At 38.9% G+C, this 24,896-nt stretch carries 36 protein-coding genes and 2 pseudogenes (1 of these 38 only partly in view); 36 read left to right on the top strand and 2 right to left on the bottom strand.

Annotated elements, in window-relative coordinates; genetic code table 11:
* Positions 1–35: 35 nt before the first annotated feature.
* The 33 genes and pseudogenes from rplB to NYE73_RS23420 all read left to right on the top strand — a co-directional run bounded on the left by rplB (position 36) and on the right by NYE73_RS23420 (position 20,379).
* Complete coding sequence (gene rplB / locus NYE73_RS23580; protein WP_009373990.1) at positions 36–866, top strand: 50S ribosomal protein L2; 831 nt, start codon at positions 36–38, stop codon at positions 864–866.
* 60 nt (positions 867–926) lie between these two features.
* Positions 927–1,205, top strand: a complete 279-nt coding sequence (rpsS, locus tag NYE73_RS23575; RefSeq protein WP_004233637.1) for a 30S ribosomal protein S19 — start codon at positions 927–929, stop codon at positions 1,203–1,205.
* 22 nt (positions 1,206–1,227) lie between these two features.
* Complete coding sequence (gene rplV / locus NYE73_RS23570) at positions 1,228–1,572, top strand: 50S ribosomal protein L22 (protein ID WP_004233639.1); 345 nt, start codon at positions 1,228–1,230, stop codon at positions 1,570–1,572.
* Positions 1,573–1,575: 3 nt separating this feature from the next.
* Entirely contained in the window at positions 1,576–2,229 is a 654-nt protein-coding gene (rpsC, locus tag NYE73_RS23565) for a 30S ribosomal protein S3 (protein WP_004233642.1), read from the top strand.
* Position 2,230: 1 nt separating this feature from the next.
* Positions 2,231–2,665: a 50S ribosomal protein L16 gene (gene rplP / locus NYE73_RS23560; RefSeq protein WP_004233644.1), complete on the top strand. Its 435-nt coding sequence runs from the start codon at positions 2,231–2,233 to the stop codon at positions 2,663–2,665.
* Positions 2,655–2,855, top strand: coding sequence for a 50S ribosomal protein L29 (rpmC, locus tag NYE73_RS23555; protein ID WP_004233646.1), 201 nt, complete (start codon positions 2,655–2,657; stop codon positions 2,853–2,855). The genes rplP and rpmC overlap by 11 nt, the downstream gene beginning before the upstream one ends.
* A gap of 18 nt (positions 2,856–2,873) precedes the next feature.
* Entirely contained in the window at positions 2,874–3,137 is a 264-nt protein-coding gene (gene rpsQ, locus NYE73_RS23550) for a 30S ribosomal protein S17 (RefSeq protein WP_004233648.1), read from the top strand.
* Between the two features lie 43 nt (positions 3,138–3,180).
* Entirely contained in the window at positions 3,181–3,549 is a 369-nt protein-coding gene (rplN, locus tag NYE73_RS23545) for a 50S ribosomal protein L14 (protein ID WP_004233650.1), read from the top strand.
* A 35-nt stretch (positions 3,550–3,584) separates the two neighbouring features.
* Entirely contained in the window at positions 3,585–3,893 is a 309-nt protein-coding gene (gene rplX / locus NYE73_RS23540) for a 50S ribosomal protein L24 (RefSeq protein WP_004233652.1), read from the top strand.
* Positions 3,894–3,921: 28 nt separating this feature from the next.
* Positions 3,922–4,461, top strand: a complete 540-nt coding sequence (gene rplE, locus NYE73_RS23535; protein ID WP_004233654.1) for a 50S ribosomal protein L5 — start codon at positions 3,922–3,924, stop codon at positions 4,459–4,461.
* A 21-nt stretch (positions 4,462–4,482) separates the two neighbouring features.
* Positions 4,483–4,668 carry a type Z 30S ribosomal protein S14 gene (locus NYE73_RS23530; RefSeq protein WP_004233656.1) on the top strand — a complete coding sequence of 62 codons (186 nt, stop codon included), beginning with the start codon at positions 4,483–4,485 and terminating at the stop codon, positions 4,666–4,668.
* Positions 4,669–4,697: 29 nt separating this feature from the next.
* Positions 4,698–5,096 carry a 30S ribosomal protein S8 gene (gene rpsH, locus NYE73_RS23525; RefSeq protein WP_008181717.1) on the top strand — a complete coding sequence of 133 codons (399 nt, stop codon included), beginning with the start codon at positions 4,698–4,700 and terminating at the stop codon, positions 5,094–5,096.
* Between the two features lie 30 nt (positions 5,097–5,126).
* Complete coding sequence (rplF, locus tag NYE73_RS23520) at positions 5,127–5,666, top strand: 50S ribosomal protein L6 (RefSeq protein ID WP_048395570.1); 540 nt, start codon at positions 5,127–5,129, stop codon at positions 5,664–5,666.
* Positions 5,667–5,698: 32 nt separating this feature from the next.
* Positions 5,699–6,058: a 50S ribosomal protein L18 gene (rplR, locus tag NYE73_RS23515; protein WP_004233662.1), complete on the top strand. Its 360-nt coding sequence runs from the start codon at positions 5,699–5,701 to the stop codon at positions 6,056–6,058.
* Between the two features lie 21 nt (positions 6,059–6,079).
* Positions 6,080–6,583: a 30S ribosomal protein S5 gene (gene rpsE, locus NYE73_RS23510; RefSeq protein WP_004233664.1), complete on the top strand. Its 504-nt coding sequence runs from the start codon at positions 6,080–6,082 to the stop codon at positions 6,581–6,583.
* 13 nt (positions 6,584–6,596) lie between these two features.
* Complete coding sequence (gene rpmD / locus NYE73_RS23505; RefSeq protein WP_004233668.1) at positions 6,597–6,779, top strand: 50S ribosomal protein L30; 183 nt, start codon at positions 6,597–6,599, stop codon at positions 6,777–6,779.
* Positions 6,780–6,813: 34 nt separating this feature from the next.
* Positions 6,814–7,254 (top strand): 50S ribosomal protein L15, encoded by a 441-nt coding sequence (rplO, locus tag NYE73_RS23500; protein WP_004233670.1) that lies wholly within the window; start codon positions 6,814–6,816, stop codon positions 7,252–7,254.
* Positions 7,254–8,549 carry a preprotein translocase subunit SecY gene (secY, locus tag NYE73_RS23495; protein ID WP_004233672.1) on the top strand — a complete coding sequence of 432 codons (1,296 nt, stop codon included), beginning with the start codon at positions 7,254–7,256 and terminating at the stop codon, positions 8,547–8,549. Before rplO ends, secY begins: the two co-directional genes overlap by 1 nt.
* Before the next feature lie 70 nt (positions 8,550–8,619).
* Entirely contained in the window at positions 8,620–9,273 is a 654-nt protein-coding gene (locus NYE73_RS23490; RefSeq protein ID WP_004233689.1) for an adenylate kinase, read from the top strand.
* A 249-nt stretch (positions 9,274–9,522) separates the two neighbouring features.
* Positions 9,523–9,600 (top strand): annotated as a pseudogene (locus NYE73_RS23485) (type I methionyl aminopeptidase); the annotation flags it as partial.
* Between the two features lie 86 nt (positions 9,601–9,686).
* Positions 9,687–9,905, top strand: coding sequence for a translation initiation factor IF-1 (gene infA, locus NYE73_RS23480; RefSeq protein WP_004233690.1), 219 nt, complete (start codon positions 9,687–9,689; stop codon positions 9,903–9,905).
* Positions 9,906–9,942: 37 nt separating this feature from the next.
* On the top strand, positions 9,943–10,056 hold the full coding sequence (gene rpmJ, locus NYE73_RS23475; protein ID WP_000868344.1) for a 50S ribosomal protein L36: 114 nt from the start codon (positions 9,943–9,945) through the stop codon (positions 10,054–10,056).
* Positions 10,057–10,080: 24 nt separating this feature from the next.
* On the top strand, positions 10,081–10,446 hold the full coding sequence (gene rpsM, locus NYE73_RS23470; RefSeq protein ID WP_004233729.1) for a 30S ribosomal protein S13: 366 nt from the start codon (positions 10,081–10,083) through the stop codon (positions 10,444–10,446).
* Between the two features lie 25 nt (positions 10,447–10,471).
* Positions 10,472–10,861, top strand: a complete 390-nt coding sequence (gene rpsK, locus NYE73_RS23465; RefSeq protein WP_004233731.1) for a 30S ribosomal protein S11 — start codon at positions 10,472–10,474, stop codon at positions 10,859–10,861.
* 139 nt (positions 10,862–11,000) lie between these two features.
* A complete protein-coding gene (locus NYE73_RS23460) occupies positions 11,001–11,945 on the top strand; it encodes a DNA-directed RNA polymerase subunit alpha (RefSeq protein WP_004233733.1) in 945 nt (314 codons plus the stop codon).
* Between the two features lie 57 nt (positions 11,946–12,002).
* Positions 12,003–12,383 (top strand): 50S ribosomal protein L17, encoded by a 381-nt coding sequence (gene rplQ / locus NYE73_RS23455; protein WP_008181938.1) that lies wholly within the window; start codon positions 12,003–12,005, stop codon positions 12,381–12,383.
* A gap of 426 nt (positions 12,384–12,809) precedes the next feature.
* A complete protein-coding gene (locus NYE73_RS23450; RefSeq protein WP_115673256.1) occupies positions 12,810–13,655 on the top strand; it encodes an energy-coupling factor ABC transporter ATP-binding protein in 846 nt (281 codons plus the stop codon).
* Positions 13,631–14,503, top strand: coding sequence for an energy-coupling factor ABC transporter ATP-binding protein (locus tag NYE73_RS23445; protein WP_259950971.1), 873 nt, complete (start codon positions 13,631–13,633; stop codon positions 14,501–14,503). Before NYE73_RS23450 ends, NYE73_RS23445 begins: the two co-directional genes overlap by 25 nt.
* The gene (locus NYE73_RS23440) at positions 14,500–15,297 is read left to right on the top strand and encodes an energy-coupling factor transporter transmembrane component T family protein (RefSeq protein WP_004233739.1); all 798 of its coding nucleotides are present in this window, start codon (positions 14,500–14,502) and stop codon (positions 15,295–15,297) included. The genes NYE73_RS23445 and NYE73_RS23440 overlap by 4 nt, the downstream gene beginning before the upstream one ends.
* 13 nt (positions 15,298–15,310) lie before the next feature.
* The gene (gene truA, locus NYE73_RS23435; protein WP_066038306.1) at positions 15,311–16,051 is read left to right on the top strand and encodes a tRNA pseudouridine(38-40) synthase TruA; all 741 of its coding nucleotides are present in this window, start codon (positions 15,311–15,313) and stop codon (positions 16,049–16,051) included.
* Positions 16,052–16,229: 178 nt separating this feature from the next.
* A complete protein-coding gene (gene rplM / locus NYE73_RS23430; RefSeq protein WP_004233742.1) occupies positions 16,230–16,667 on the top strand; it encodes a 50S ribosomal protein L13 in 438 nt (145 codons plus the stop codon).
* 25 nt (positions 16,668–16,692) lie between these two features.
* Positions 16,693–17,085, top strand: a complete 393-nt coding sequence (rpsI, locus tag NYE73_RS23425; RefSeq protein WP_004233744.1) for a 30S ribosomal protein S9 — start codon at positions 16,693–16,695, stop codon at positions 17,083–17,085.
* A gap of 237 nt (positions 17,086–17,322) precedes the next feature.
* A complete protein-coding gene (locus tag NYE73_RS23420) occupies positions 17,323–20,379 on the top strand; it encodes an ATP-binding protein (protein ID WP_259950972.1) in 3,057 nt (1,018 codons plus the stop codon).
* Between the two features lie 258 nt (positions 20,380–20,637).
* Here the strand turns inward: NYE73_RS23420 and NYE73_RS23415 are convergent, their stop codons facing one another.
* Entirely contained in the window at positions 20,638–21,243 is a 606-nt protein-coding gene (locus tag NYE73_RS23415) for an ankyrin repeat domain-containing protein (RefSeq protein ID WP_259950973.1), read from the bottom strand.
* Between the two features lie 585 nt (positions 21,244–21,828).
* Here NYE73_RS23415 and NYE73_RS23410 point away from each other — a divergent pair.
* The 3 genes and pseudogenes from NYE73_RS23410 to NYE73_RS23400 all read left to right on the top strand — a co-directional run.
* A pseudogene (locus NYE73_RS23410) lies at positions 21,829–22,656 on the top strand (DUF4822 domain-containing protein); the annotation flags it as partial.
* A 127-nt stretch (positions 22,657–22,783) separates the two neighbouring features.
* A complete protein-coding gene (locus NYE73_RS23405; protein ID WP_004233756.1) occupies positions 22,784–23,497 on the top strand; it encodes an N-acetylmuramoyl-L-alanine amidase in 714 nt (237 codons plus the stop codon).
* Positions 23,498–23,569: 72 nt separating this feature from the next.
* Positions 23,570–24,625, top strand: coding sequence for a P-loop NTPase (locus tag NYE73_RS23400; RefSeq protein ID WP_004233758.1), 1,056 nt, complete (start codon positions 23,570–23,572; stop codon positions 24,623–24,625).
* 55 nt (positions 24,626–24,680) lie between these two features.
* On the opposite strand, the gene gerD is transcribed toward NYE73_RS23400, so the two are convergent.
* On the bottom strand, positions 24,681–24,896 hold the 3' end of the coding sequence (gene gerD / locus NYE73_RS23395; protein WP_004233763.1) for a spore germination lipoprotein GerD. 393 nt of this gene lie beyond the right edge of the window; 216 of the gene's 609 nt are visible here — the last part of the coding sequence; its start codon lies beyond the right edge, outside the window; it ends in the stop codon at positions 24,681–24,683.

Below are 24,896 nucleotides of genomic sequence, written 5' to 3'. Positions count from 1 at the left end.
TATGATTTGAACACTCAAGAAGGAGGGAAAACACAATGGCGATTAAAAAGTATAAACCTACCTCTAATGGTCGTCGTAACATGACGTCATTAGACTTTGCGGAAATTACAACTAACAAGCCTGAGAAATCATTGCTTGAACCAACTAAACGCAAAGCTGGTCGTAACAACCAAGGTAAAATCACTGTTCGTCATCATGGTGGTGGTCATAAGAAGCAATACCGTGTTATCGATTTCAAACGTGTTAAAGATGGCATTCCGGCAAAAGTTGCTACTATTGAATATGATCCAAACCGTTCTGCGAATATCGCATTAATCAACTACGCTGATGGAGCAAAAGCTTACATCTTAGCACCAAAAGGTCTAGAGGTTGGTCAAACAATCGTTTCTGGTCCAGATGCTGATATTAAAGTAGGTAACACTTTACCATTAGCAAACATTCCAATGGGTACTACAATCCATAACATCGAGTTAAAACCTGGTAAAGGCGGACAATTAGTACGTTCAGCTGGTACTTCTGCGCAAGTACTTGGTCGTGAAGATAAGTACGTTATCGTTCGTTTACAATCTGGTGAAGTACGTTTAGTTTTAGCTACTTGCCGCGCTACAATCGGTCAAGTTGGTAACGAACAACACGAACTTGTACACATCGGTAAAGCAGGTCGTAGCCGTTGGTTAGGTAAACGCCCAGAAGTTCGTGGTTCTGTAATGAACCCTAACGATCACCCACACGGTGGTGGTGAAGGACGTTCTCCAATCGGACGTAAATCACCAATGACTCCTTGGGGTAAACCAGCACTTGGTTACAAAACTCGCAAGAAGAAAAACAAATCGGATAAATTTATCATCCGTAGTCGTAAAAAATAAAGTGGTTAAACTACGGTTCTATGTGAGAGCCGTGGTGGAATCACGGAGGGAGGTTCCTACATGGGTCGCAGCTTGAAAAAAGGACCTTTTGTCGATGACCACTTAATGAAAAAAGTGGAAGCGCAAGAGGCTTCTGAGAAAAAACAAGTTATCAAAACTTGGTCACGCCGTTCTACAATCTTCCCGAACTTCATCGGTTTAACGATTGCTGTATATGATGGACGTAAACATGTTCCTGTATACGTAACAGAAGATATGGTAGGCCATAAACTTGGTGAGTTCGCACCGACACGTACTTATAAAGGTCACGGTGCAGACGACAAGAAAACAAGACGCTAATTTTGAGAGGAGGTAAATCCTAATGACACAAGCTAAAGCTATCGCTCGTACAGTACGCATTGCTCCTCGCAAAGTACGTCTAGTTGTAGACTTAATCCGAGGTAAGCAAGTTGGTGAAGCAGTTGCAATTTTACGTCATACTCCAAAAGCGGCGTCTCCAGTCGTTGAGAAAGTATTAAAATCTGCAGTTGCTAACGCTGAGCACAACTACGATCTTGACATCAACTCTTTAGTAGTTTCTGAAGTATTCGTTGACGAAGGTCCAACTTTAAAACGTTTCCGTCCACGTGCACAAGGACGTGCAAGCGCAATTAACAAACGCACAAGCCACATTACTCTAGTGGTATCTGAGAAGAAGGAGGGTTAATCCGTGGGTCAAAAAGTACATCCAATAGGACTACGCGTTGGTATTATTCGTGACTGGGAGTCAAAATGGTACGCTGAAAAAGACTATGCAACTCTACTTCACGAAGACATCAAAGTGCGTAAATATATTGAAACGGCTCTTAAAGACGCTTCAGTTTCTAAAGTAGAAATCGAACGTGCTGCAAACCGTGTAAACATTACAATTCACACTGCGAAACCAGGTATGGTAATCGGTAAAGGTGGTACTGAAGTTGAAAATCTTCGTAAATACCTTAGCGATTTAACTGGTAAACGTGTACACATCAACATCATTGAAATCAAACGTGCAGATCTTGACGCTCGTCTAGTAGCTGAAAACATCGCTCGTCAATTAGAAAATCGTGTATCATTCCGTCGTGCGCAAAAGCAAGCGATCCAACGCACAATCCGCGCTGGTGCAAAAGGAATTAAAACACAAGTATCTGGTCGTTTAGGTGGCGCTGATATCGCGCGTGCTGAACACTATAGTGAAGGAACTGTTCCACTTCATACTCTACGTGCTGACATCGATTATGCACACGCAGAAGCTGATACTACTTACGGTAAATTAGGCGTTAAAGTATGGATCTACCGTGGTGAAGTTCTTCCTACGAAGAAATCTGTGGAAGGAGGCAAATAATATGTTATTGCCTAAACGCGTTAAATACCGTCGTGAACACCGCGGCAACATGCGTGGCGAAGCGAAAGGCGGTAAAGAAGTAACTTTCGGCGAATGGGGCTTACAAGCTCAAACTGCTAGCTGGATTACTAACCGTCAAATCGAATCTGCTCGTATCGCGATGACTCGTTACATGAAACGTGGCGGTAAAGTTTGGATTAAAATCTTCCCACATAAACCTTACACTAAAAAACCTCTAGAAGTCCGCATGGGTTCTGGTAAAGGTTCTCCTGAAGGTTGGGTAGCAGTAGTTAAACCAGGAAAAGTAATGTTCGAAATTGCTGGCGTATCTGAAGAAGTTGCACGTGAAGCACTTCGTTTAGCATCACACAAACTTCCTGTTAAATGTAAGATCGTAAAACGTCAAGAAACTGGTGGTGAATCTAATGAAAGCTAATGAAATCCGTGACCTTGCTACTTCTGAAATAGAATTAAAAGTGAAATCACTGAAAGAAGAGCTTTTCAACCTTCGCTTCCAATTGGCGACTGGTCAATTAGAAAACACAGCTCGTATTCGTGAAGTGCGTAAAGCAATCGCGCGTATGAAAACTGTTATTCGTGAAAGAGAAATCAGTGCAAATAACTGATAAAGGAGGTTTTCAAGTATGACTGAGCGCAATCAACGCAAAGTTTACACGGGCCGCGTTGTTTCAGATAAAATGGACAAAACTGTTACTGTTTTAGTTGAAACTTACAAAAAGCACAAGCTTTATGGTAAGCGTGTAAAATACTCTAAAAAGTTTAAAGCTCATGATGAGTTAAACACAGCGAAAATCGGTGATATCGTACGTATCATGGAAACTCGCCCGCTATCAGCTACTAAACGTTTCCGTCTAGTAGAAGTTGTAGAAAAAGCGGTTATTATTTAATAACTATTTCGGAACAACCAATTTCCGAAGGGAGGTAACCTAAGTGATCCAACAAGAAAGTCGTATGAAAGTTGCTGACAACTCAGGTGCACGTGAAGTTCTTACAATTAAAGTGCTTGGTGGCTCTGGCCGTAAAACTGCTAACATCGGTGATATCGTTGTTTGTACAGTTAAGAAAGCAACACCAGGTGGCGTTGTCAAGAAGGGTGACGTTGTTAAAGCTGTTATCGTTCGTACTAAATCAGGCGTTCGTCGTAAAGACGGCACGTACATCAAATTTGATGAAAATGCTTGTGTAATTATTCGTGATGATAAATCACCACGCGGAACTCGTATTTTCGGACCTGTTGCACGTGAACTACGTGACAGCAACTTCATGAAAATCGTTTCTCTAGCTCCAGAAGTTCTTTAATTTCATGACAGTGCCAATCAAGGAGGTGCGACAGCATGCATGTAAAAAAAGGTGACAAGGTTAAGGTAATCACTGGTAAGGATAAAGGCAAAGAAGGCGTAATCCTTGCTGCTTTCCCAAAACAAGATCGCGTTCTTGTTGAAGGTGTGAACATCGTGAAAAAACACGTTAAACCTAACCAATTGAATCCACAAGGTGGTATTGTTAGCCAAGAGGCTGCAATTCACGTTTCGAACGTAATGCTAATCGATCCTAAATCTGGCGAGCCGACTCGTGTAGGTTATAAAATCGAAAACGGTAAAAAAGTTCGTGTAGCAAAAAAATCAGGTGCAGTAATCGACTAATTAGTATAAATAGAAGGGAGGTACACACATGAGCCGCCTAAAAGAAAAATATTTAAATGAAGTTTCTCCAGCTCTTATGAGCAAATTTGGATATAAATCAGTTATGCAACTACCGAAAGTTGAGAAAATCGTTATCAACATGGGTGTTGGTGATGCAGTTCAAAACTCTAAAGCGTTAGATGCAGCTGTTGAAGAATTAACAATTATCACTGGTCAAAAACCAGTAGTAACTAAAGCTAAAAAATCGATCGCAGGTTTCCGTCTTCGTGAAGGTATGCCTATCGGTGCTAAAGTTACATTACGCGGTGAGCGTATGTATGAATTCTTGGACAAATTAATTTCTATCTCACTACCTCGTGTACGTGACTTCCGTGGTGTTTCTAAGAAAGCATTCGATGGTCGCGGTAACTACACTCTAGGTGTTAAAGAACAATTAATTTTCCCAGAAATCGATTACGATAAAGTTTCAAAAGTACGCGGTATGGACATCGTGATCGTAACGACAGCGAACTCTGACGAAGAAGCTCGCGAGTTATTGACACAATTCGGTATGCCGTTCCAAAAGTAATCAAACAAGGAGGGCGAAAACGTGGCTAAAAAATCTATGATCGTTAAACAACAACGTAAGCAAAAGTTTAAAGTGCAAGAGTATACACGTTGTGAACGCTGTGGTCGTCCACATTCAGTATATCGCAAATTCAAACTTTGCCGTATTTGTTTCCGAGAACTTGCATATAAGGGACAAATTCCTGGCGTGAAAAAAGCCAGCTGGTAATCCCCTAATTTGGGAAGGAGGTAAATGTAATGACAATGACTGATCCGATTGCAGATATGCTTACTCGCATTCGTAATGCGAACATGGTTCGTCACGAGAAGTTAGAAGTACCAGCTTCCAACGTGAAAAAAGAAATCGCTGAAATTTTAAAGCGTGAAGGTTTCGTACGTGACGTAGAATACGTGGAAGACAACAAACAAGGTATCATCCGTATTTTCTTAAAATATGGAAAAGATAACGAGCGCGTTATCACTGGCTTAAAACGTATTTCTAAACCTGGTTTACGTGTATATGCTAAAACAAATGAAGTACCTAAAGTATTGAACGGTCTTGGTATCGCTTTAGTGTCAACTTCACAAGGTTTATTAACAGATAAAGAAGCTCGCGCTAAACAAGTTGGCGGCGAAGTTCTAGCATACGTTTGGTAATTAGCAATAAATGAATGGAGGTGCAACTAAATGTCTCGTGTAGGTAAAAAAATTATCGAGGTACCAGCTAACGTAACTGTTACTGTTGCAGCTGACAACACTGTTACTGTTAAAGGTCCTAAAGGCGAACTTGTTCGTTCTTTCCACCAAGATATGAAAATTGAGCAAGAGGGTAACGTAATCACTGTAGTACGTCCTTCTGATTCAAAAGAACACCGCACAAACCACGGTACTACTCGTGCGCTTCTTGCGAACATGGTTACTGGTGTTTCTGCAGGTTTCGAAAAAGCTTTAGAACTTATCGGTGTTGGTTACCGTGCGCAATTACAAGGTAATAAACTTGTACTTAACGTAGGTTACTCTCATCCAGTAGAGTTCACACCTGAAGATGGTCTACAAATTGAAGTTCCTTCAAACACAAAGATCATCGTTAAAGGTATCAGCAAAGAACGCGTTGGTGCTCTTGCATCTAACATCCGTGACGTTCGTCCACCAGAGCCTTATAAAGGTAAAGGTATTCGTTATGAAGGCGAATATGTTCGTCGTAAAGAAGGTAAAACAGGTAAATAATGCAGCTTAAGCATTAGAAAGGAGTGACCCTTGTGATTACGAAACAAGATAAAAATCAGGTTCGTAAAAAACGTCATGCTCGCGTTCGTTCTAAAATTTCGGGTACTGCTCAGCGTCCACGCTTAAACGTATTCCGTTCTAACAAGAACATTTACGCGCAACTTATCGATGACGTAGCAGGCGTAACAATTGTTAGCGCATCTTCTCAAGAAAATGGTTTCGAAGGTGCTGGTAGCAATGTTGACGCAGCAACTAAAGTCGGTGAAACAATCGCAAAACGCGCTGCGGAAAAAAATATTACTGCTGTAGTATTTGACCGTGGTGGTTACTTATATCATGGACGTGTTAAAGCTTTAGCTGAAGCTGCACGTGAGAACGGTTTAGAATTTTAATAAGAAGGAGGGACACATTTCATGAGTCGTATTGACGCAAACAAACTTGGAGAACTTGAAGAACGCGTAGTTACTATTAACCGCGTTGCTAAAGTTGTTAAAGGTGGACGTCGCTTCCGCTTCACAGCATTAGTTGTAGTTGGCGATAGAAACGGTCATGTAGGTTTCGGTACTGGTAAAGCTCAAGAGGTGCCAGATGCTATCCGCAAAGCTGTTGAAGATGCGAAGAAAAACTTAATCGAAGTGCCACGCGTAGGTGGAACAACTCCACACTTAGTGCAAGGTCGCTTTGGTGCAGGAGAAATCCTAATCAAACCTGCTGCTCCTGGTACAGGGGTTATCGCTGGTGGTCCAGTACGTGCTGTACTAGAACTTGCTGGTATTACTGATATTCTTTCAAAATCACTTGGATCTAACACACCAATCAACATGGTGCGTGCAACAATTCAAGGTTTAACTGAATTAAAACGCGTAGAGGACGTAGCTAAATTACGTGGTAAATCAGTGGAAGAACTATTAGGATAAGGGGGGAAAGATAATGGCTAACAAATTAGAAATCACCCTTACTAAATCTGTGATTGGTACTAAACCTGCACAACGCAAAACTGTTGAAGCTTTAGGTTTACGTAAATTACACCAAACTGTAGAGAAAGCTGATAACGCAGCTACTCGCGGTATGCTTGATAAAGTAGCTCACTTAGTTACTGTAAAAGAAATTTAATTTCCAATTATTGAACAAGGAGGTGCCACCCACTATGAAACTGCATGAGTTAAAACCAGCAGAAGGTTCTCGTAAGCAACGCAACCGCGTTGGTCGTGGTATCGGTTCTGGTAACGGTAAAACAGCAGGTAAAGGTCATAAAGGTCAAAACGCTCGTTCTGGTGGCGGTGTACGCCCAGGCTTTGAAGGCGGTCAGAACCCATTATTCCGTCGTTTACCAAAACGTGGCTTTACGAACATTAACCGTAAAGAATACGCGATCGTTAACCTTGATGCTTTAAACCGTTTCGAAGACGGTGCAGAGGTAACTGCTGCATTATTACTTGAAACTGGTCTAGTGAGCAATGAAAAAGCTGGAATTAAAGTTCTAGGCAACGGAACTCTTAATAAAAAGCTTACTGTCAAAGCTCATAAATTCTCAGCTTCAGCGAAAGAAGCAATCGAGAATGCCGGCGGAACTACTGAGGTGATTTAATGTTTCAGACAATCTCTAACTTTATGCGTGTTCGAGATATAAGAAATAAAATCATTTTCACACTTTTAATGTTAATCGTTTTTCGTATTGGAACTTTCATTCCAGTACCTAACGTTGACGCTAATGTATTAAAGGCAACTGATGAGTTTAACCTCGTTGGTTTCCTGAATACTTTTGGCGGTGGTGCTTTAAAGAACTTCTCCATCTTTGCAATGGGGATTATGCCTTACATCACAGCCTCAATTATTGTTCAGTTATTGCAAATGGACGTAGTACCGAAGTTTGCTGAGTGGGCAAAGCAAGGTGAAGTCGGAAGACGTAAACTTGCGCAATTTACACGCTACTTTACTATTATTCTTGCTTTTATTCAATCATTCGCGATGTCATTTGGTTTTAATAGAATGTATGGCGGGTCATTGATTAAGGAAGAAGGAGTTTTAACATATGTTATAATCTCTATTGTATTAACAGCGGGTACAGCATTCCTAGTATGGCTTGCTGATCAAATTACTGCGCATGGCGTTGGTAATGGTATTTCTGTTGTAATCTTCGCAGGTATCGTTGCGGCATTACCTACAGGTATCAACCAAATCTATGCACAACAAATAGAGGGTGCGGGTGATAAGCTATTTATCAACCTAATTATCCTTGGTCTACTTGTTTTAATCTTGCTTGCGGTTGTTATTGGAGTTATCTACGTGCAACAAGCACTACGTAAAATTCCAATTCAATATGCAAAACGAGTTACTGGGCGAAATCAACAAACTGGTGGTCAACAAACTCATTTACCGTTAAAAGTAAATGCTGCAGGGGTTATTCCTGTAATCTTTGCTTCAGCGTTTCTGATGACACCTCGTACGTTAGTTCCGTTCTTCGGTGAAAATAATGTTACTACTTTCATTAATAACACGTTTGATCATACAAAACCTGTTGGAATGATTATTTATGTGGCATTAATCATCGCATTCACATATTTCTATGCATTCGTACAAGTGAATCCAGAAAATGTGGCAGATAACTTGAAAAAGCAAGGTGCTTATATTCCAGGTATTCGTCCTGGTGAAAACACTCAAACGTATTTAACAAGCGTGTTATATCGTCTGACATTTGTCGGCGCGATTTTCTTAACTGTTATTTCAGTAATGCCGGTTATATTCATAAACTTTATGAATCTACCTGCCTCAGTGCAGATCGGTGGTACTAGTATTATTATCGTAGTCGGCGTAGCGCTCGAAACGATGAAGCAGCTAGAATCTCAACTTGTTAAACGTCACTACAAAGGCTTTATGAAATAATGTTGGTTTTTAGGGAACGTTCCATCGTTTCCTTTAATCAGCAAACCTTTTGTGGGAGGAATATTTCCTAATGAATATCGTTTTAATGGGTCTGCCAGGTGCTGGTAAAGGTACGCAGGCAGATAAAATTGTTGAGAAGTACGCAATTCCTCATATTTCTACAGGCGATATGTTCCGTGCTGCAATTAAAGAAGGTACTGAACTAGGCTTACAAGCTAAGTCGTTTATGGATCAAGGTGCACTTGTACCTGATGAAGTAACGATTGGTATTGTTCGTGAGCGACTGGCTAAACCTGATTGTGAAAAAGGATTCTTATTAGATGGTTTCCCACGTACTGTTCCTCAAGCTGAAGCCTTAGATAGCATTCTTGCTGACCTAGGTAAAGCTATTGAGCATACATTAAACATTCAAGTTGAAAAGGATGAGTTAATTGCTCGTCTTTCAGGTAGACGTATTTGTAAAACTTGTGGTACATCCTATCATTTAATTTTCAATCCTCCTGCTGAGGAAGGGAAATGTGATAAAGATGGTGGCGAGCTTTATACACGTGCAGATGATAATCCTGAAACGGTTGCGAACCGTCTGGAAGTAAATATGAAACAAGCACAACCTCTACTTGATTTCTATCAAGCTAAAGGCGTGTTAACTAATATAGATGGACAGCAAGATATTAACAAAGTGTTTGCTGATCTTGATGCTCTATTACAGAGCAGCCGCAGCTGATACCCGGCTCCGGGCGCAGAGTACTGCTTCCGCGGGAGGCATGCGGGAGCAACAACGAAACATAATTTTTTTGAGAGTTGCAAAAGCATATTGTGCCCGGTATATATTTCTTCTTAAAAGTGCAACATACCTTTTGGAGGAGTATAATGGGTTTCGTGGAAGCATCTGTGTAACGGGTATGAATATCTCATCCAAGACATTCCGGTATTCGTGTAAACATGGGAGATTCAGTGCCCTTACTGGTTCTGTATATTCCGTGGATTGTGTGAAGCGAAACCAGACGAGCGTCTTTCAAACATCTCTCATACAATCCAAACATATGTTGAAACGAGGTTGCTTCTAAAGTTGCAGCAGATATCCGTTTGATGTAACGATGAGAACTTTAATTTGCATATAGAGAGGAGACAGAGTAGATGGCGAAAGATGATGTAATTGAAGTCGAAGGGACAGTTGTTGAGACTTTGCCAAACGCGATGTTTAAGGTAGAATTAGAAAATGGACATGTGATTCTAGCACACGTATCTGGTAAGATTCGTATGCACTTTATCCGTATTCTACCTGGAGATAAGGTTACTATTGAGTTATCTCCTTATGATTTAACTCGCGGTCGTATCACATACCGTTTTAAATAATCTTTTGCGCTCCGGACTACTAAGGAGGTTAGGTTAGATGAAAGTGAGACCATCTGTGAAACCGATCTGCGAAAAATGTAAAGTAATTCGCCGACGCGGTAAAGTAATGGTAATCTGTGAAAATCCTAAACATAAACAAAAACAAGGTTAATTCTAAAGGAGGTGCACAACGTACATGGCACGTATTGCTGGTGTTGATATTCCTCGCGACAAACGCGTGGTAATTTCATTAACGTACATTTTCGGTATTGGTAAAACTACAGCTCAGAAAGTACTAGCTGATGCAGGTATTTCAGAAGATACACGCGTACGCGACTTAACTGAAGATGAGTTAAACAAAATCCGTGAACAATTAGATTCATACAAACTTGAAGGTGACTTACGTCGCGAAACTTCATTAAATATTAAACGTCTGATGGAAATCGGTTCATTCCGTGGTATCCGTCACCGTCGTGGCTTACCTGTTCGTGGTCAAAATACGAAGAACAATGCGCGTACGCGTAAAGGTCCTCGTAAAACAGTTGCGAACAAGAAAAAATAATTGGTAAAGGAGGTTCCTTCTTAACATGGCTCGTAAACAACAAACTCGTAAACGTCGTGTGAAAAAGAATATCGAATCTGGTATCGCACACATTCGTTCTACATTTAACAATACAATCGTAACGATTACAGATATGCAAGGTAACGCTGTATCTTGGTCAAGTGCTGGTGCTCTTGGTTTCCGTGGTTCACGTAAATCTACACCATTCGCTGCTCAAATGGCTGCAGAAACTGCTGCTAAAACATCCCTTGAACATGGTCTGAAAACGTTGGAAGTAACTGTTAAAGGTCCTGGTGCTGGTCGTGAAGCTGCTATTCGTGCACTTCAAGCTGCTGGTTTAGAAGTAACTGCTATTAAAGACGTTACTCCAGTTCCTCATAATGGTTGCCGTCCGCCAAAACGTCGTCGCGTGTAATGGGTGCGTCTCATATTGTATGAGAACATCATTTTTTGTACAGACTGTCTTGTGCAGATAATAAACGATACGTCATTGACGATCGAATCTATGATGGAAAGAACCTATACATTCGATGTTTTGAAGGAGGGTAAATAAAATGATCGAAATTGAAAAACCAAAGATTGAAACGGTGGAGATCAGCGAAGATTCCAAATATGGAAAGTTTGTTGTAGAACCGCTTGAACGCGGATATGGAAACACTTTGGGTAATTCTTTACGTCGTATCCTTCTGTCTTCATTACCAGGAGCTGCTGTCACTTCAATTCAAATTGATGGTGTTCTTCACGAATTCTCAACTGTAGAAGGCGTAGTAGAAGATGTAGCTTCAATCATTTTGAACGTGAAAAAACTAGCTCTTAAAATCTACTCTGACGAAGAAAAAGTTATTGAGATTGATGTTAAAGGCGATGGTACAGTTACGGCTGCTGACATTACACATGACAGTGACGTAGAAATTTTAAACCCAGATCTATATATTGCAACAATCGCTAAAAACGGTCATTTACGTATGCGTATGTATGCACAACGCGGCCGTGGTTACACTCCTGCTGATCAAAACAAACGTGAGGATCTTCCTATCGGCGTGATCCCGATCGACTCTATTTACACTCCAGTATCACGCGTCAATTTCCAAGTGGAAAATACTCGTGTTGGTCAGTCTTCTGACTACGACAAACTTTCTCTTGATGTGTGGACAGATGGCAGCATCGGTCCGAAAGAGGCGATTTCGCTCGGAGCAAAAATTTTAACCGAGCATCTTAACATCTTCGTTGGCATGACAGATGAGGCACAAACTGCTGAAATCATGGTCGAAAAAGAAGAAGATCAAAAAGAAAAAGTTTTAGAGATGACTATCGAAGAGCTTGATCTTTCTGTTCGTTCTTATAACTGTTTAAAACGCGCTGGTATTAATACAGTACTAGAACTTGCGAATAAATCAGAAGACGACATGATGAAAGTTCGTAACCTTGGACGCAAGTCATTAGAAGAAGTAAAAGCGAAGTTAGAAGAGCTTGGTTTAGGATTACGCAAAGAAGACTAAGCGATTTAAACACAACTAACAAGATCAGATTTTTTTCTATAAAGGAGGGAAACATCCATGGGTTACAGAAAACTTGGTCGTACAAGTTCTCAACGTAAAGCGATGTTACGTGACTTAGCTACTGATTTAATCATCAACGAGCGTATCGAAACTACTGAGGCTCGCGCTAAAGAAGTACGTAAAGCTGTTGAAAAAATGATTACTTTAGGTAAACGCGGAGATTTACATGCACGCCGTCAAGCTGCTGCATTTATCCGTCGTGAACTAGTAACAACGACTGATGCAGAAGGTAACGAATCAACATCATTTGCACTTCAAAAGTTATTTGATGATGTTGCACCACGTTATGCTGAGCGTCAAGGTGGTTACACTCGTATTCTTAAAGTAGGTCCTCGTCGTGGCGACGGTGCACCTGTTGTTGTGATTGAACTAGTTTAATCATAAGAGAAAACTTGTGGTGAAGAGGGTGGGAATCACCACCCTCTTTCTTTATAAATGATTTATACGACAAATAATTAAGCTGAGCGTTATGATGAGCGGACACTTATTAGTGTGGCGTCTCGTTTAGCTCTCCGCACCTCATTCAGGAGAAATAAGGGCTTGAGCACCCATATTTCTTGTAAATGTAACGACTAGCGCATTTCTATCGAATGAGGTGCGCGCTTTTTTATTAGATTAGATGGCGCCAATTTGTGGTGCTTTTTTTAATATATGGGTGTTATTTTGTTATTTATTAAACCAATATCAATTTGAGTTGTTATTGTAGTATTTTTCTTTTATCGACATACGGATTGTAGTAGAATTCATACATAAAAAAGTGTAAGTTAATTAGTAGAGCTGAGCGTAGGGAGAGGAGTTCTAGATATGCCTGAAATTTTATCTTTAAATAATGTAACTTTTTCATATACACCAGAAAATCCAAATAGTCGTAATGCTGTTGAAAATGTTAGCTTTGCTGTGGAAGAAGGTGAGTGGATTGCTATAGTAGGACATAATGGTTCTGGTAAGTCCACTATTGCCAAGCTGATGAATGGTTTATTGTTTCCTCAACAGGGAGATGTACGAATATTGCGAGAACCCTTGAATGAAGAAAATCTTTGGGAATCTCGCTCTTTAATGGGAATGGTCTTTCAAAACCCTGACAATCAATTCGTTGGAGCAACGGTACAGGATGATGTAGCATTTGCCTTGGAAAACAACGGTATCCCCTTTGAAGAAATGGTAAAACGTGTACATGCGGCACTCGAACAGGTAAAAATGAGTCAGTTTTTAGACCATGAGCCACATCATTTATCTGGTGGACAAAAACAGCGTGTAGCCATTGCTGGGGCACTTGCATTAAAGCCGAAGCTTTTAATTTTAGATGAGGCTACATCCATGTTAGATCCTCAGGGGCGTGCAGAGGTGTTACAAACGGTTCAAACATTACGTGCAGAAACAGGATTAACAGTTTTATCTATTACCCATGATTTAGAAGAGGCAATGTTAGCGGATCGTGTTCTTTTTATGAATGATGGTAAGAAATTTGCAGAAGGTACACCTGCTGAAATCTTTGCACTTGGGGACAAGCTAGTTGAATTTGGACTAGATTTGCCATTTGCCTTGAAGTTATCAAAGCTATTGCAAAAGGAAGGTGTTCCATTAATGGGGCAACATATGACAGAAGAAGAGTTGGTGAATGATTTATGGACATCAAACTTCAACAAGTAAGCTATGCCTATGCACAAGGAACGCCCTTTGAAAAACGGGCATTATTCGATGTGGATTTTGACATTCCATCTCATACTTATCAAGCGATAATTGGCCATACCGGTTCTGGGAAATCAACGATTTTGCAGCATTTTAACGCACTTCTAAGACCTACTTCAGGAGAAGTACATATAGGGGATCGTCTTATTGTAGCTGGGAAAAAAGCAAAGGATTTAAAAGCTGTAAGACAAAAGGTCGGCATTGTCTTTCAATTTCCAGAGCATCAACTATTTGAAGAAACCGTGTTGAAGGACATTATGTTTGGCCCAATGAACTTTGGTATATCAGAGGAGGAGGCTGAAGCTCGTGCAAGAGAACTTGTCAGCTTAGTCGGTTTGCCAGATAACGTTTTGGATAAATCACCGTTTGATTTATCAGGTGGTCAAATGCGTCGAGTAGCGATTGCAGGCGTTTTGGCGATGGACCCTGAGGTTATTGTCTTAGATGAACCAACAGCAGGTCTTGATCCACGTGGTCAAAAGGAAATTATGGATATGTTTTATCAGCTCCATCAAGAACGTCATCTCACAACCATTCTAGTAACCCATAGTATGGAGGATGCAGCTCGATATGCAGATAATATTGTGATTATGCATGAAGGGAAGAATGTCTTAAGTGGATCACCACGAGTTATTTTTAAAGATGTTGCAACATTAAAGGAATTCCGTTTAGAGCCACCACGTATTGTCCGCTTTCAGCAAAAGATTGAGCACATGATGGGGCATTCCTTGTCTAAGGTTTGCTTAACAGAGGAAGAGCTTGCTACTGAAATTGCTCAAGCCCTTAGAGAGGAGCGTGCAGAGTCATGATGGAAAAAATGATCTTTGGTCGCTTCTTACCTGGTGATTCACCTGTACACAAACTTGATCCACGGTCAAAGCTGATCTTTGTGTTCGCCTTTATTATTATTGTGTTTTTAGCCAATAATACCGTGACATATGCTATGTTACTCGCATTCACGCTACTGATTGTATTAGTATCGCGCATTCGTCTATACTTTTTAATAAATGGACTCAAACCAGTACTCTTTTTGATGGCCTTCACATTCCTTCTCCATATTTTCATGACGAAGGAAGGCGTCCCTGTGTTTGAATCAAAATTCATTACAATTTATGACGAAGGGATTAGGCGGGGAATATTTATCTCAATTCGTTTTCTAGTATTAGTATTTATGACGTCAATCTTAACGTTAACTACATCACCGATTTCCATTACAGATGGTATCGAGGTTCTATTGAATCCCTTAAAAGCAATAAAAGTACCCGTACATGAATTGGCTTTAATGATGTCCATCTCATTACGCTTTATTCCAACCTTAATGGATGAGACGGATAAAATTATGAAGGCACAAATGGCAAGAGGCTCTGATTTATCATCTGGGCCAATTAAGGACCGTATAAAGGCAGTGGTACCATTGCTTGTGCCTCTCTTTGTCAGTGCATTTAAACGGGCTGAGGATTTAGCAACAGCGATGGAAGTAAGAGGCTATCGCGGTGGTGAAGGACGCACTAGGTACCGTAGGTTAAAATGGGATATGGGGGACACATTTGCGATTGTGTTATTAGTAGCAATAGGCGTATTGCTATTCTTCTATAGAAGTTAAAGGAGTAGGCTATATGCGACGATTAAAAGTAATTATAAGCTATGATGGCACACTTTTTTCGGGCTATCAGGTACAGCCAGGTGAACGCACAGTGCAGGCTGAGCTTGAGCGTGTTCTAGCTATTATGCATAAGGGAGAACAGGTTAAGGTAACCGCAAGTGGTCGTACAGATGCTAAAGTACATGCGACAGGGCAAACATTGCATTTCGACACACCACTTGCCATTCCAGCAGAAAAATATAGTAAGGCTTTGAATGTGCAACTGCCAAGAGATATTCGTGTATTATCGGTTGAGGAAGTGGCACATGACTTTCATGCGCGTTACGATGTGGCTGGAAAAAGATATCGCTATATTTGGTCTTGTGAGCCTATCCAAAGTCCATTCCGCAGATATTATACTGTGGAGACAAATGGGGTCAAACCTAACGTAGAGGCGATGCAAGAGGCAGCTAAGGCTATTATTGGTACACATGACTTTTCTTGTTTTTGCGCGGCGAATACAAGCGTGAAAGATAAAGTACGCACAGTAACATTGTTACAATTTGAATGGCATGGTGAAGAGCTACATATGGTGATTGAAGGGAATGGCTTCTTATATAATATGGTACGTATTATTGCAGGTACTCTTTGGGAGGTTGGGATAGGTCGACGTAAGATTGACAATGTGTCCCATGTAGTTGCTTCAGGTAATCGTGATAAGGCGGGGAAAACCGCTCCACCACAAGGGCTATACTTAGAAAAAGTGTTCTATTAGTGGCGTTCTACAATTCTGAACAACTTCACCAGGTGTTTAATGAAATTGCTTGACTTTAAAAGTCATTCATTATATGATAACAGATGGTATTTTCATTACCACCACAAATAAGCCCCGAAACTTATAGTGTAGTCTAATGAAAAATAACGGTAATCGAATCGATTAGGAGGATATATACATGCGTACAACATTCATGGCTAAAGGTCACGAAGTAGACCGTAAATGGTTAGTAGTTGATGCAGAAGGCCAAACTCTTGGACGTTTAGCTTCTGAAGTAGCTGCAATCTTACGTGGTAAACATAAACCAACATTCACACCAAACGTTGACACAGGTGATCACGTAATCATCATCAACGCTGACAAAATCCATTTAACTGGTAACAAATTAGAGGGTAAATTATACCGTCACCACACTCAATTTGCGGGTGGTTTAAAAACACGTACTGCTGGTGAAATGCTAGATAAGTACCCAACAAGAATGATCGAATTAGCAGTTAAAGGAATGCTTCCTAAAAACTCTTTAGGTCGCAAAATGTTCACTAAACTTAATGTTTACACTGGAACAGAGCATCCACATGCTGCACAAAAACCAGAAGCATACGAGCTTCGCGGATAATATAAATTAAGAGGAGGATATTACTTTGGCACAAGTTCAATACATCGGCACTGGTCGCCGTAAAAGCTCTGTAGCTCGCGTACGTTTAGTACCAGGTACAGGTAAAATTGTTATCAACAAACGTGAAATCGAAGAATACGTACCATTCGCTGCATTACGCGAAGTAATTAAACAACCATTAGTAGCTACTGAAACTACAGGAAGCTATGATATCCACGTAAACGTTAACGGTGGTGGATACACTGGTCAAGCTGGTGCTGTTCGTCACGGTATCGCTCGTGCTCTACTTCAAGTAGACCCAGATTTCCGTGCTGCATTAAAATCAGCTGGATTACTTACTCGTGATTCACGCATGAAAGAACGTAAAAAACCAGGTCTACGCGGCGCTCGTCGTGCACCTCAGTTCTCAAAACGTTAATATCGTTGTTATATCAACGATTTCAAGCTCTTCTCAGGTTTACCTGAGAGGAGCTTTTTTTACGTCGATAACAAAAACAATATGATTTGTTCAGAATTTGTTTAACAGCCCTATGATAGGATGCCTAAGAGGACTAATGAAATACAGGTGAAAGTCATATTGCATAATGGATTTCATTCTAACTAACTGATAGTTTGATGTTATATATAATTGTGTTCAAGTAGGGGAGGGGTGATAGTGAAAAAAAATATTAGCATTACTTTGGCCATTATCATGCTATTTATTATCGTATACTTTATTGGCAATGGAGAGTATTTTGTTAGTAGTAGTCAGCCGATTGCGCAGAATGGGATCGTTACGATTGAAGAAAAAGAACTACAAGAAAAGACTATTTTAAAACTAGATGGAGAATGGTCTTTCTATCCAAATATCTTAATAGCATCAAGCGATTCATTCGACGCGTACGAGAGCGAGAAAATACCAATTGAGGTACCAGCTACTTGGAATAGCTTTGTAGAACCAAATGAGGAAGGGCTTACTGTAGGAACGTATCATGTTAAGATAAATGTACCAGTTGAAGGGGAATATGGATTATACATTCGTTCAATTCGTCAATCTAACCGTGTTTTCATAAATGGAAAAGATGTAGGTAGTAAGGGGAATCCGAGTGAAACCTTAAAGGACTTTAAGTTCGAAAATGATGATAAATATACGGTGTTTGCACCAAGTGAGAATCTAATGCTTGATATAGTAATTCATGTGGGGAATTATAATTATCCAAAAGCTGGTATTACTTTTCCTATTGAGTTTGGAACAAAGGAAGCTATTCAAAGAGATTTTAGCATGAAAATTTTAGCAGAATCGTTTGTATGTATTGGTTATATTGTATTCGGTGCAATTTATATTATATCGTATAGTCAAAATCGGAAGCGTAAAGAAGAATTGTTTTTGGGGTTATTCACTATATTATTCGGACTGTACATGTCGTTTACAAATGAAAAAATATTTTTCCTTATTTTTCCACATTTAACTATAAATGAACAAGTACGTTTACAATTAGGGATTTTACCACTTGTTGATGTTTGTTTAGCATTATTTCTCTATTATTTGTATCCGGAGTTTATGAGGAAAAAAGCGATTTATATTATTAGTATTTTGTTAGGTTTACTTTTTTTTATCTATGGGATTTACAACCCGATGACAAAAAATAGTATGATTATACCAATAGAAAATCTAGTTCTTTCCCAAATAATCTTTGCAGTAATTTTTATTCCAGTTGGGCTTTATAATGTGTTTGTGCTATTACGTGTGCTTATGAAAGGTGTAGATGGCTCACGTTATATTCTAATTCTTTTAGTATCTCTTACTTGTTATACTTTTTTAATGGTAATGTATTACATTTTTGATATACCTATGGTTTATAGTGAACAATTATTGTTTATTTTTACACTCTATAGTTTTGCATCTCTGCTTAGCTTCCGAGCAAATACTTCTTTTAAGGAAGTTCAAGCGTTATCGGAAGAGCTTTTGATGCATAATCAAATGAAGGATGAGTTTTTATTGAAAACGTCTCATGAATTACGTACGCCTTTAAATGGTATTTTAAATATATCCAAATCATTAATGGAAGGTGTACAAGGACCTTTAAAGCGTGAGCAACAAGAAAATGTCATTTTAATACATAATGTCGCGCAACGTTTAGGTTATTTAGTAGAGGATTTATTGATTTCTTCGAATCATATGACCGGAGAAGTTCGTGTTATCCCTCGTGTTGTTCCGATAAGCGTAATTGATGAAGTAATTGAGGAAATTCGTAGTTTAATGTCGAGTGATACATCCATAAGGTTAATGAGTGCAGTAGATTCTAATTTACCCCATATGTATACAGATGAATTACGATTGAAACAAGTGCTTTATAATTTACTCTATAATGCTCTGCAACATACAAAACATGGGCAAATTACAGTCTTAGCTAGTGTACGTAATGATTATATGGAAATACAAGTAAGCGATACTGGAATTGGTATACCATCACAAGACTTAGATCGAATTTTTAATTCCTTTTATCAAGTAAAGAAAGGTAAAAAAAGTGGGGGACTTGGGTTAGGATTAAGTATCTCAAAAAATATAGTAGAACAGTTAAATGGGGAAATTCATGTAACAAGTACATTAGGTGTTGGAACAATTTTTACTTTTACGGTGCCACTTGCCACACTCGAAAAACTAGATATTGAAACACAACAACAGATAGGCAATCGAGCAGATAATACTATACTACAGCTAGATTTACCATTACTGCATAAAGGTAATGACAAAGCCATACTCATTGTTGATGATGATCATGTGAATATAAAAGTACTAGTGGACGCATTAATTCAAAAAGGCTATACCGTTATTGGAGTAGATAATGGGTTTGATGCGATAGATTATATAAAGAAACATAAAGTAGATTGTATGTTAGTAGATTTAATGATGAATGGTATGTCAGGCTATGAATTATGCAAACAAGTACGAAAGCAATACGATATGTTGGAATTACCGATTATAGTTTTAACAGCAATTATGCAGCATTCGGATTTAGTGTTATCTTTACAAGTTGGGGCAAATGATTATCTGCAAAAACCGATTGCGATGGATGAATTACTAGTGCGTATTCAATCATTTCTAGCAGTTCGACAATCTTCCATTGATGCGATTGAAGATGAAATGAATTATTTATATGCGCAAGTAACTCCTCATTTTGTCTACAATACACTTAATACTATTATCGGCTTAAGCTATACAAATATAGAAAATACACGAGAGGCGTTATACAGTTTAGCCACCTATTTCCGTGCCAAGCTGAATGTCCATTATCGTAACAGCATGGTTTCAATAGAAGATGAAATAGATCTTGTAAAAGCATATCTCTATATTGAAAAAATGCGCTTTGGTGATCGTCTTACAGTTGCGTATGATATTGATGAGTCCATTCAATCTTTGATTCCAGCATTATCAATTCAGCCTATAGTTGAAAATGCAGTTTTTCACGGGATTTCGAAGAAAAAAGAAGGTGGTACTATTGAGGTGAGTGTGCAACGAGAAGGTCAATTTATACGTATTAAAATTTATGATAATGGGGTCGGTATCTCAGAAGAAAAGTTGCAACGATTAGTAAATGAAGAAAACTCACGTATTGGATTTACGAATCCTTTGAAAAAATTTAAGCTTATGAGAAATGCCAGTTTTCGTATATATAGTGAAGAAGGAAAAGGAACTACTGTTATTATTCTATTACCAGAAGAGAATTCGTAACCTTTACAAATGGCGTACCGTTTAAAGATGATTTGGTCTTTACGGAGTCAGAGGCAGACGAAACATCTATCCTAAGACTCTTTCTACTTTCGAGGAAAGAGTCTTTTTGTCATTCCATCATAAAAAGCAATCTGTGAAGTAACCCAAAGATTGCTTAACGTTATTTCTTTTGAAATTGCAGGTGAAATTGATGCAACAGGTAAGCTAATTCCGAAGTGAGGCCATCTAGAAAAGTATATGAAAATATCTCCTATAGTGTTAACTGTTATTTCGTTCGGGTACAGCTTCTTTTAAAATTTGCTCAATCTCATAAAAGCCTAGTTTTTTTGCATGCTGCAATGGTGTGACACCATCTTGATCTCCAATAGTTATATCAGCACCATGATCCACCAATAATTGCACAATTTCTTGATGTTTCTCCCCACCATTGCCTAATATGACTGCCTCCAATAGAGCTGTCCAATGCAAATTATTAATGTGATTGACATGAATGTCCGAGTGATTAAGTAGCTCTCGGACCACCTCAACATGTCCACGTTCGGATGCAGGGATGATGGCAATTCCACCAAAGCGATTAGTTAGCTTTGTATCTGCCCCTGCAGATATGGCAAGTTTAACGATTTCTAAATAGCCTGATGCCCCTGCATGTAAAAGTACGTTCTCAAGGTTATTATCTCTAATATTAATATCAGCACCATGTTGAATGAGCACCTTCACAGTATCCACCTGGTTATTATAAGTGGCAGCTAAGACAGGGGTTCTTCCATTCTGATCCTTTGTATTAATATTGATGCCTTTTTGCAGAAGTGCTAATACTTTATCAGTATCACCGTTCGCTGCTGAAAGTATTAATTGATCATTCATTTTTCCACCCTCTTTTCTTTGGTTAAAACAGCCAAATGACTAATGGTATATCACTGTAGCCTACTTTTCCGTTTATAAAAATATGGTAACATGTTGCGAATTATACGAGTAATATTAAAAAGATATGCTAGGCTTAGCTTTTTCCTATAATAAATAATGTTGAAGTACTCGTTTGTGAGAAATGTCGATCACCCATAAATTAAGTATATGTAGAAAAAAATAAATAGCTTTTTACATAAACCTCACTATTAGTGTACAGATTTAATATATATTAAAAATATTTTCGTATAAGTTTATGTTTTTTTAAGAAATTATTTAGGGGGAGTTTAACATTCCACTTTAATATAGTTTTTAGAAGGTACAACAAACCTTTCATTTTTAAAAATTGTCATTATGGGTTTGATGTAACTCAAAATATAAACTAACCAATGGAGGTAAGTAGGTATGAAAAAAATATTAATAGTATCTGTTGCTGCTATTGCATTACTGGCAGCATGTCAAGATAAGGAGCCTGCAAAAGGTAATAAGACAAATAGTGAGGAAGTTAAAACAGAAAGTACAGTAACAGAAAATACTGCCAAAGAGCAATTAACAAAGGGACAAGAAATGGCTAATGTTCTAAGTGGTACAAATTGGCAAGGTACAAAGGTTTATGATCAAGATCACAATGATTTAACAGCGGAGAACGCAAACTTCATTGGCTTAGCAAAATATGATGCCCAGACAGGTCATTATGAATTCTTTGACGCGGCTACAGGTAAAAGCCGTGAGGATAAAGGGACATTCTTTATCACAAATGATGGGAAACAAAGAATATTAATTTCCGAATCAAAAAACTACCAAGCAGTTGTCGAGATCACTGAGCTAAACGATAGTATCTTTACTTATAAGAGAATGGGTAAAGATGCTGCGGGCAATGATGTAGAAATATTCGTGGAACATATTCCATATAAAGAAAAAGAACTGGCATTTACTGATTCCGATAAAACGTTAGATGCTTCTACAGGTCAAATTGTTACAGACGTTGACGGAGATAAAATTCTCGCTAATACACTATGGCATGGAACAGTTGTGTTAGATGAAGCGGGTAATGATGTAACAGAATTCAATTCAAATTTCATTAGCATTGCAAAGTATGATGCAAATACAAATAAATATGAGTTCTTTAATCCTGAAACAGGTGAAAGTCGTGGAGACTATGGTTACTTTAATGTCATTCATGATAATAAAATAAGAGCGCATGTTTCTGTCGGTGATAATAAGTATGGTGTAGCTCTTGAAATTACAGAAATCAACGATAAGAAGTTCACGTATAAACGAACAGGTAAAGACAAAGATGGCAATGATATAACTGTATTTGTAGAGCATGAGCCATATACAGGTGAATTCAAACCTACTTTTACAAACCAATAAAATTCTTCCTCCCTTAATGTAGAAGAAATTAAAACTCTCAAGTTTGTGACTTGGGAGTTTTTTTTACTTTCTGGCATAGTTCATCTACTAATTTCGTACACTAAATGTAAAAGGGTGGTGTATATGGGTGAAGCGCTGGCTTGCACTAGGAGTAATTATGCTTATGAGTATAGTGGTCGTGGCATATGAAACAAATGCTTCGGACCGTAACTTCTTCTTACCGGACCCACTTGGTGGCATAAAAATTGTCATTGATGCAGGGCATGGTGGTGAGGACGGAGGAGCTTCAAAGGGCGAAGTGATTGAAAAGGATATTACACTTGCAATTGCTCAGCATGTAGAGAAGCAATTAAAGAAAAAAGGCGCAACGGTTATAATGACACGAACAAAAAATGGTGATGTAATCGATGAGCATGCGCCATCGGAAAAATATGGAACAATGAGAGAACGGAAAAAGCAAGATATCTTCCTAAGAAAGGATATCGTGGAAAAGGAAAAGCCTGATGTATTTATAACTATTCATGCAAATGCCATTCCTGAAACAAAATGGCGTGGCGCACAGGTATTTTACCATAAGGAAGGACATGCTGATGGAGAGATTCTTGCCAAGAGTATTCAACAATCCATTCGCACTAATTTAAAAAATACAGACCGTGAAGCATTGTCTATTAAGCAAATCTATTTATTGAAGAAAGCGGAAGTACCTGCAGCTTTAGTGGAGACTGGTTTTATTAGTAATGATGAGGAACGAGCATTATTAGTGGACAAAAACTATCAAGAAAAAATGGCAGATGCCATAGTTGAAGGTATAGAAGACTATTTATTAGCCAAAATTGAGTAGAGCAACATCTACAACGTAAATCAAATCATTATGATATACTAATATTGAGACAATATAAGGGGAGTGTTCGTCGTGATTACTGAACAACAAGTACGAGAAATACTGGGACAACTACAAGATCCATTTTTACATAAATCGCTTGCAGAAACAGATGGTATTACGAACGTAGCAATAAAAGAAGAAAAAAATCATGTCAGTGTAAAAATTGCCATTGCTAAACTGAATACACCGGAACAATTACAACTACAAATGAAAGTTGTTGAGGTGTTGAAAGAAGCAGGTGTAAACACTGTTGGTATTCGTTTTGAAGAACTATCAACAGAAAAATTGCAAAGCTTCCGTGGCACAGCAACAGAGTCGGAAGCACAAGATATTTTATCTCCATTAAGCACAGTCCAAGTAATTTCAATTGCTTCTGGTAAAGGTGGAGTTGGTAAATCGACAGTATCAGTAAACTTAGCTGTTGCTTTAGCTCGTCTAGGAAAGAAAGTCGGCTTAATTGACGCAGATATTTATGGATTTAGTGTACCTGATATGATGGGTGTAACGGATATGCCTAAGGTAGTCGATAATCGTATTTTCCCAGTAGATCGCTTTGGGGTAAAAATGATTTCAATGGGCTTCTTTGTAGAAAATAACGCACCGATCGTATGGCGCGGACCAATGCTTGGTAAAGTATTAGATCAATTCTTCCGTGATGTTGAGTGGGGTGAATTAGATTATCTATTATTAGATTTACCTCCTGGCACAGGTGACGTTGCATTAGATATCCATCAAATGTTGCCATCATCAAAAGAAATTGTTGTAACAACTCCACACCCAACAGCAGCATTTGTTGCAGCTCGTGCAGGGGCAATGGCGCTTCAAACAGACCATGAAATTTTAGGAGTTATCGAAAACATGGCTTGGTTTGAATCTAAATCAGGTGACCGAGAATTTGTCTTTGGGCAAGGAGGAGGACCAAAGCTAGCTGACGAACTACGTACAGAGTTGCTTGGACAAATCCCGCTTGGGCAACCAGATTGGACAGATGAAGATTTTGCTCCTTCTGTATACGCTGAAAAACATACAACAGGACAAATTTATTTAGACATCGCGACGAAAATCATCGATAAATTAAATAAATAATAAAAAACGGATTTCCACCAGTTTTATGGGGAAATCCGTTTTTACATTACCAAGGTTACTCGGTACTTTTTTGTCCCTTATCCGATCCGCCACCACTATCGCCACTCGCTTCTTTCTTATCGCCACTTCCTGATGAACCTGTTTCGCCACTTTTCTTAATAAGTTCCTGCCATTTAGATTGCATTAAAGGGCTTTCGATCGTTTCCTTTACAACTTCCTCCATTTGCTTGCGCATATTGGATGATTTAAGGATAGTCTCCAACTGCTTTTG

This window comes from Lysinibacillus sp. FSL K6-0102 (assembly GCF_038003545.1).
Classification (GTDB): domain Bacteria; phylum Bacillota; class Bacilli; order Bacillales_A; family Planococcaceae; genus Lysinibacillus; species Lysinibacillus capsici.
This window is presented reverse-complemented; position numbering and strand designations above follow the sequence as displayed.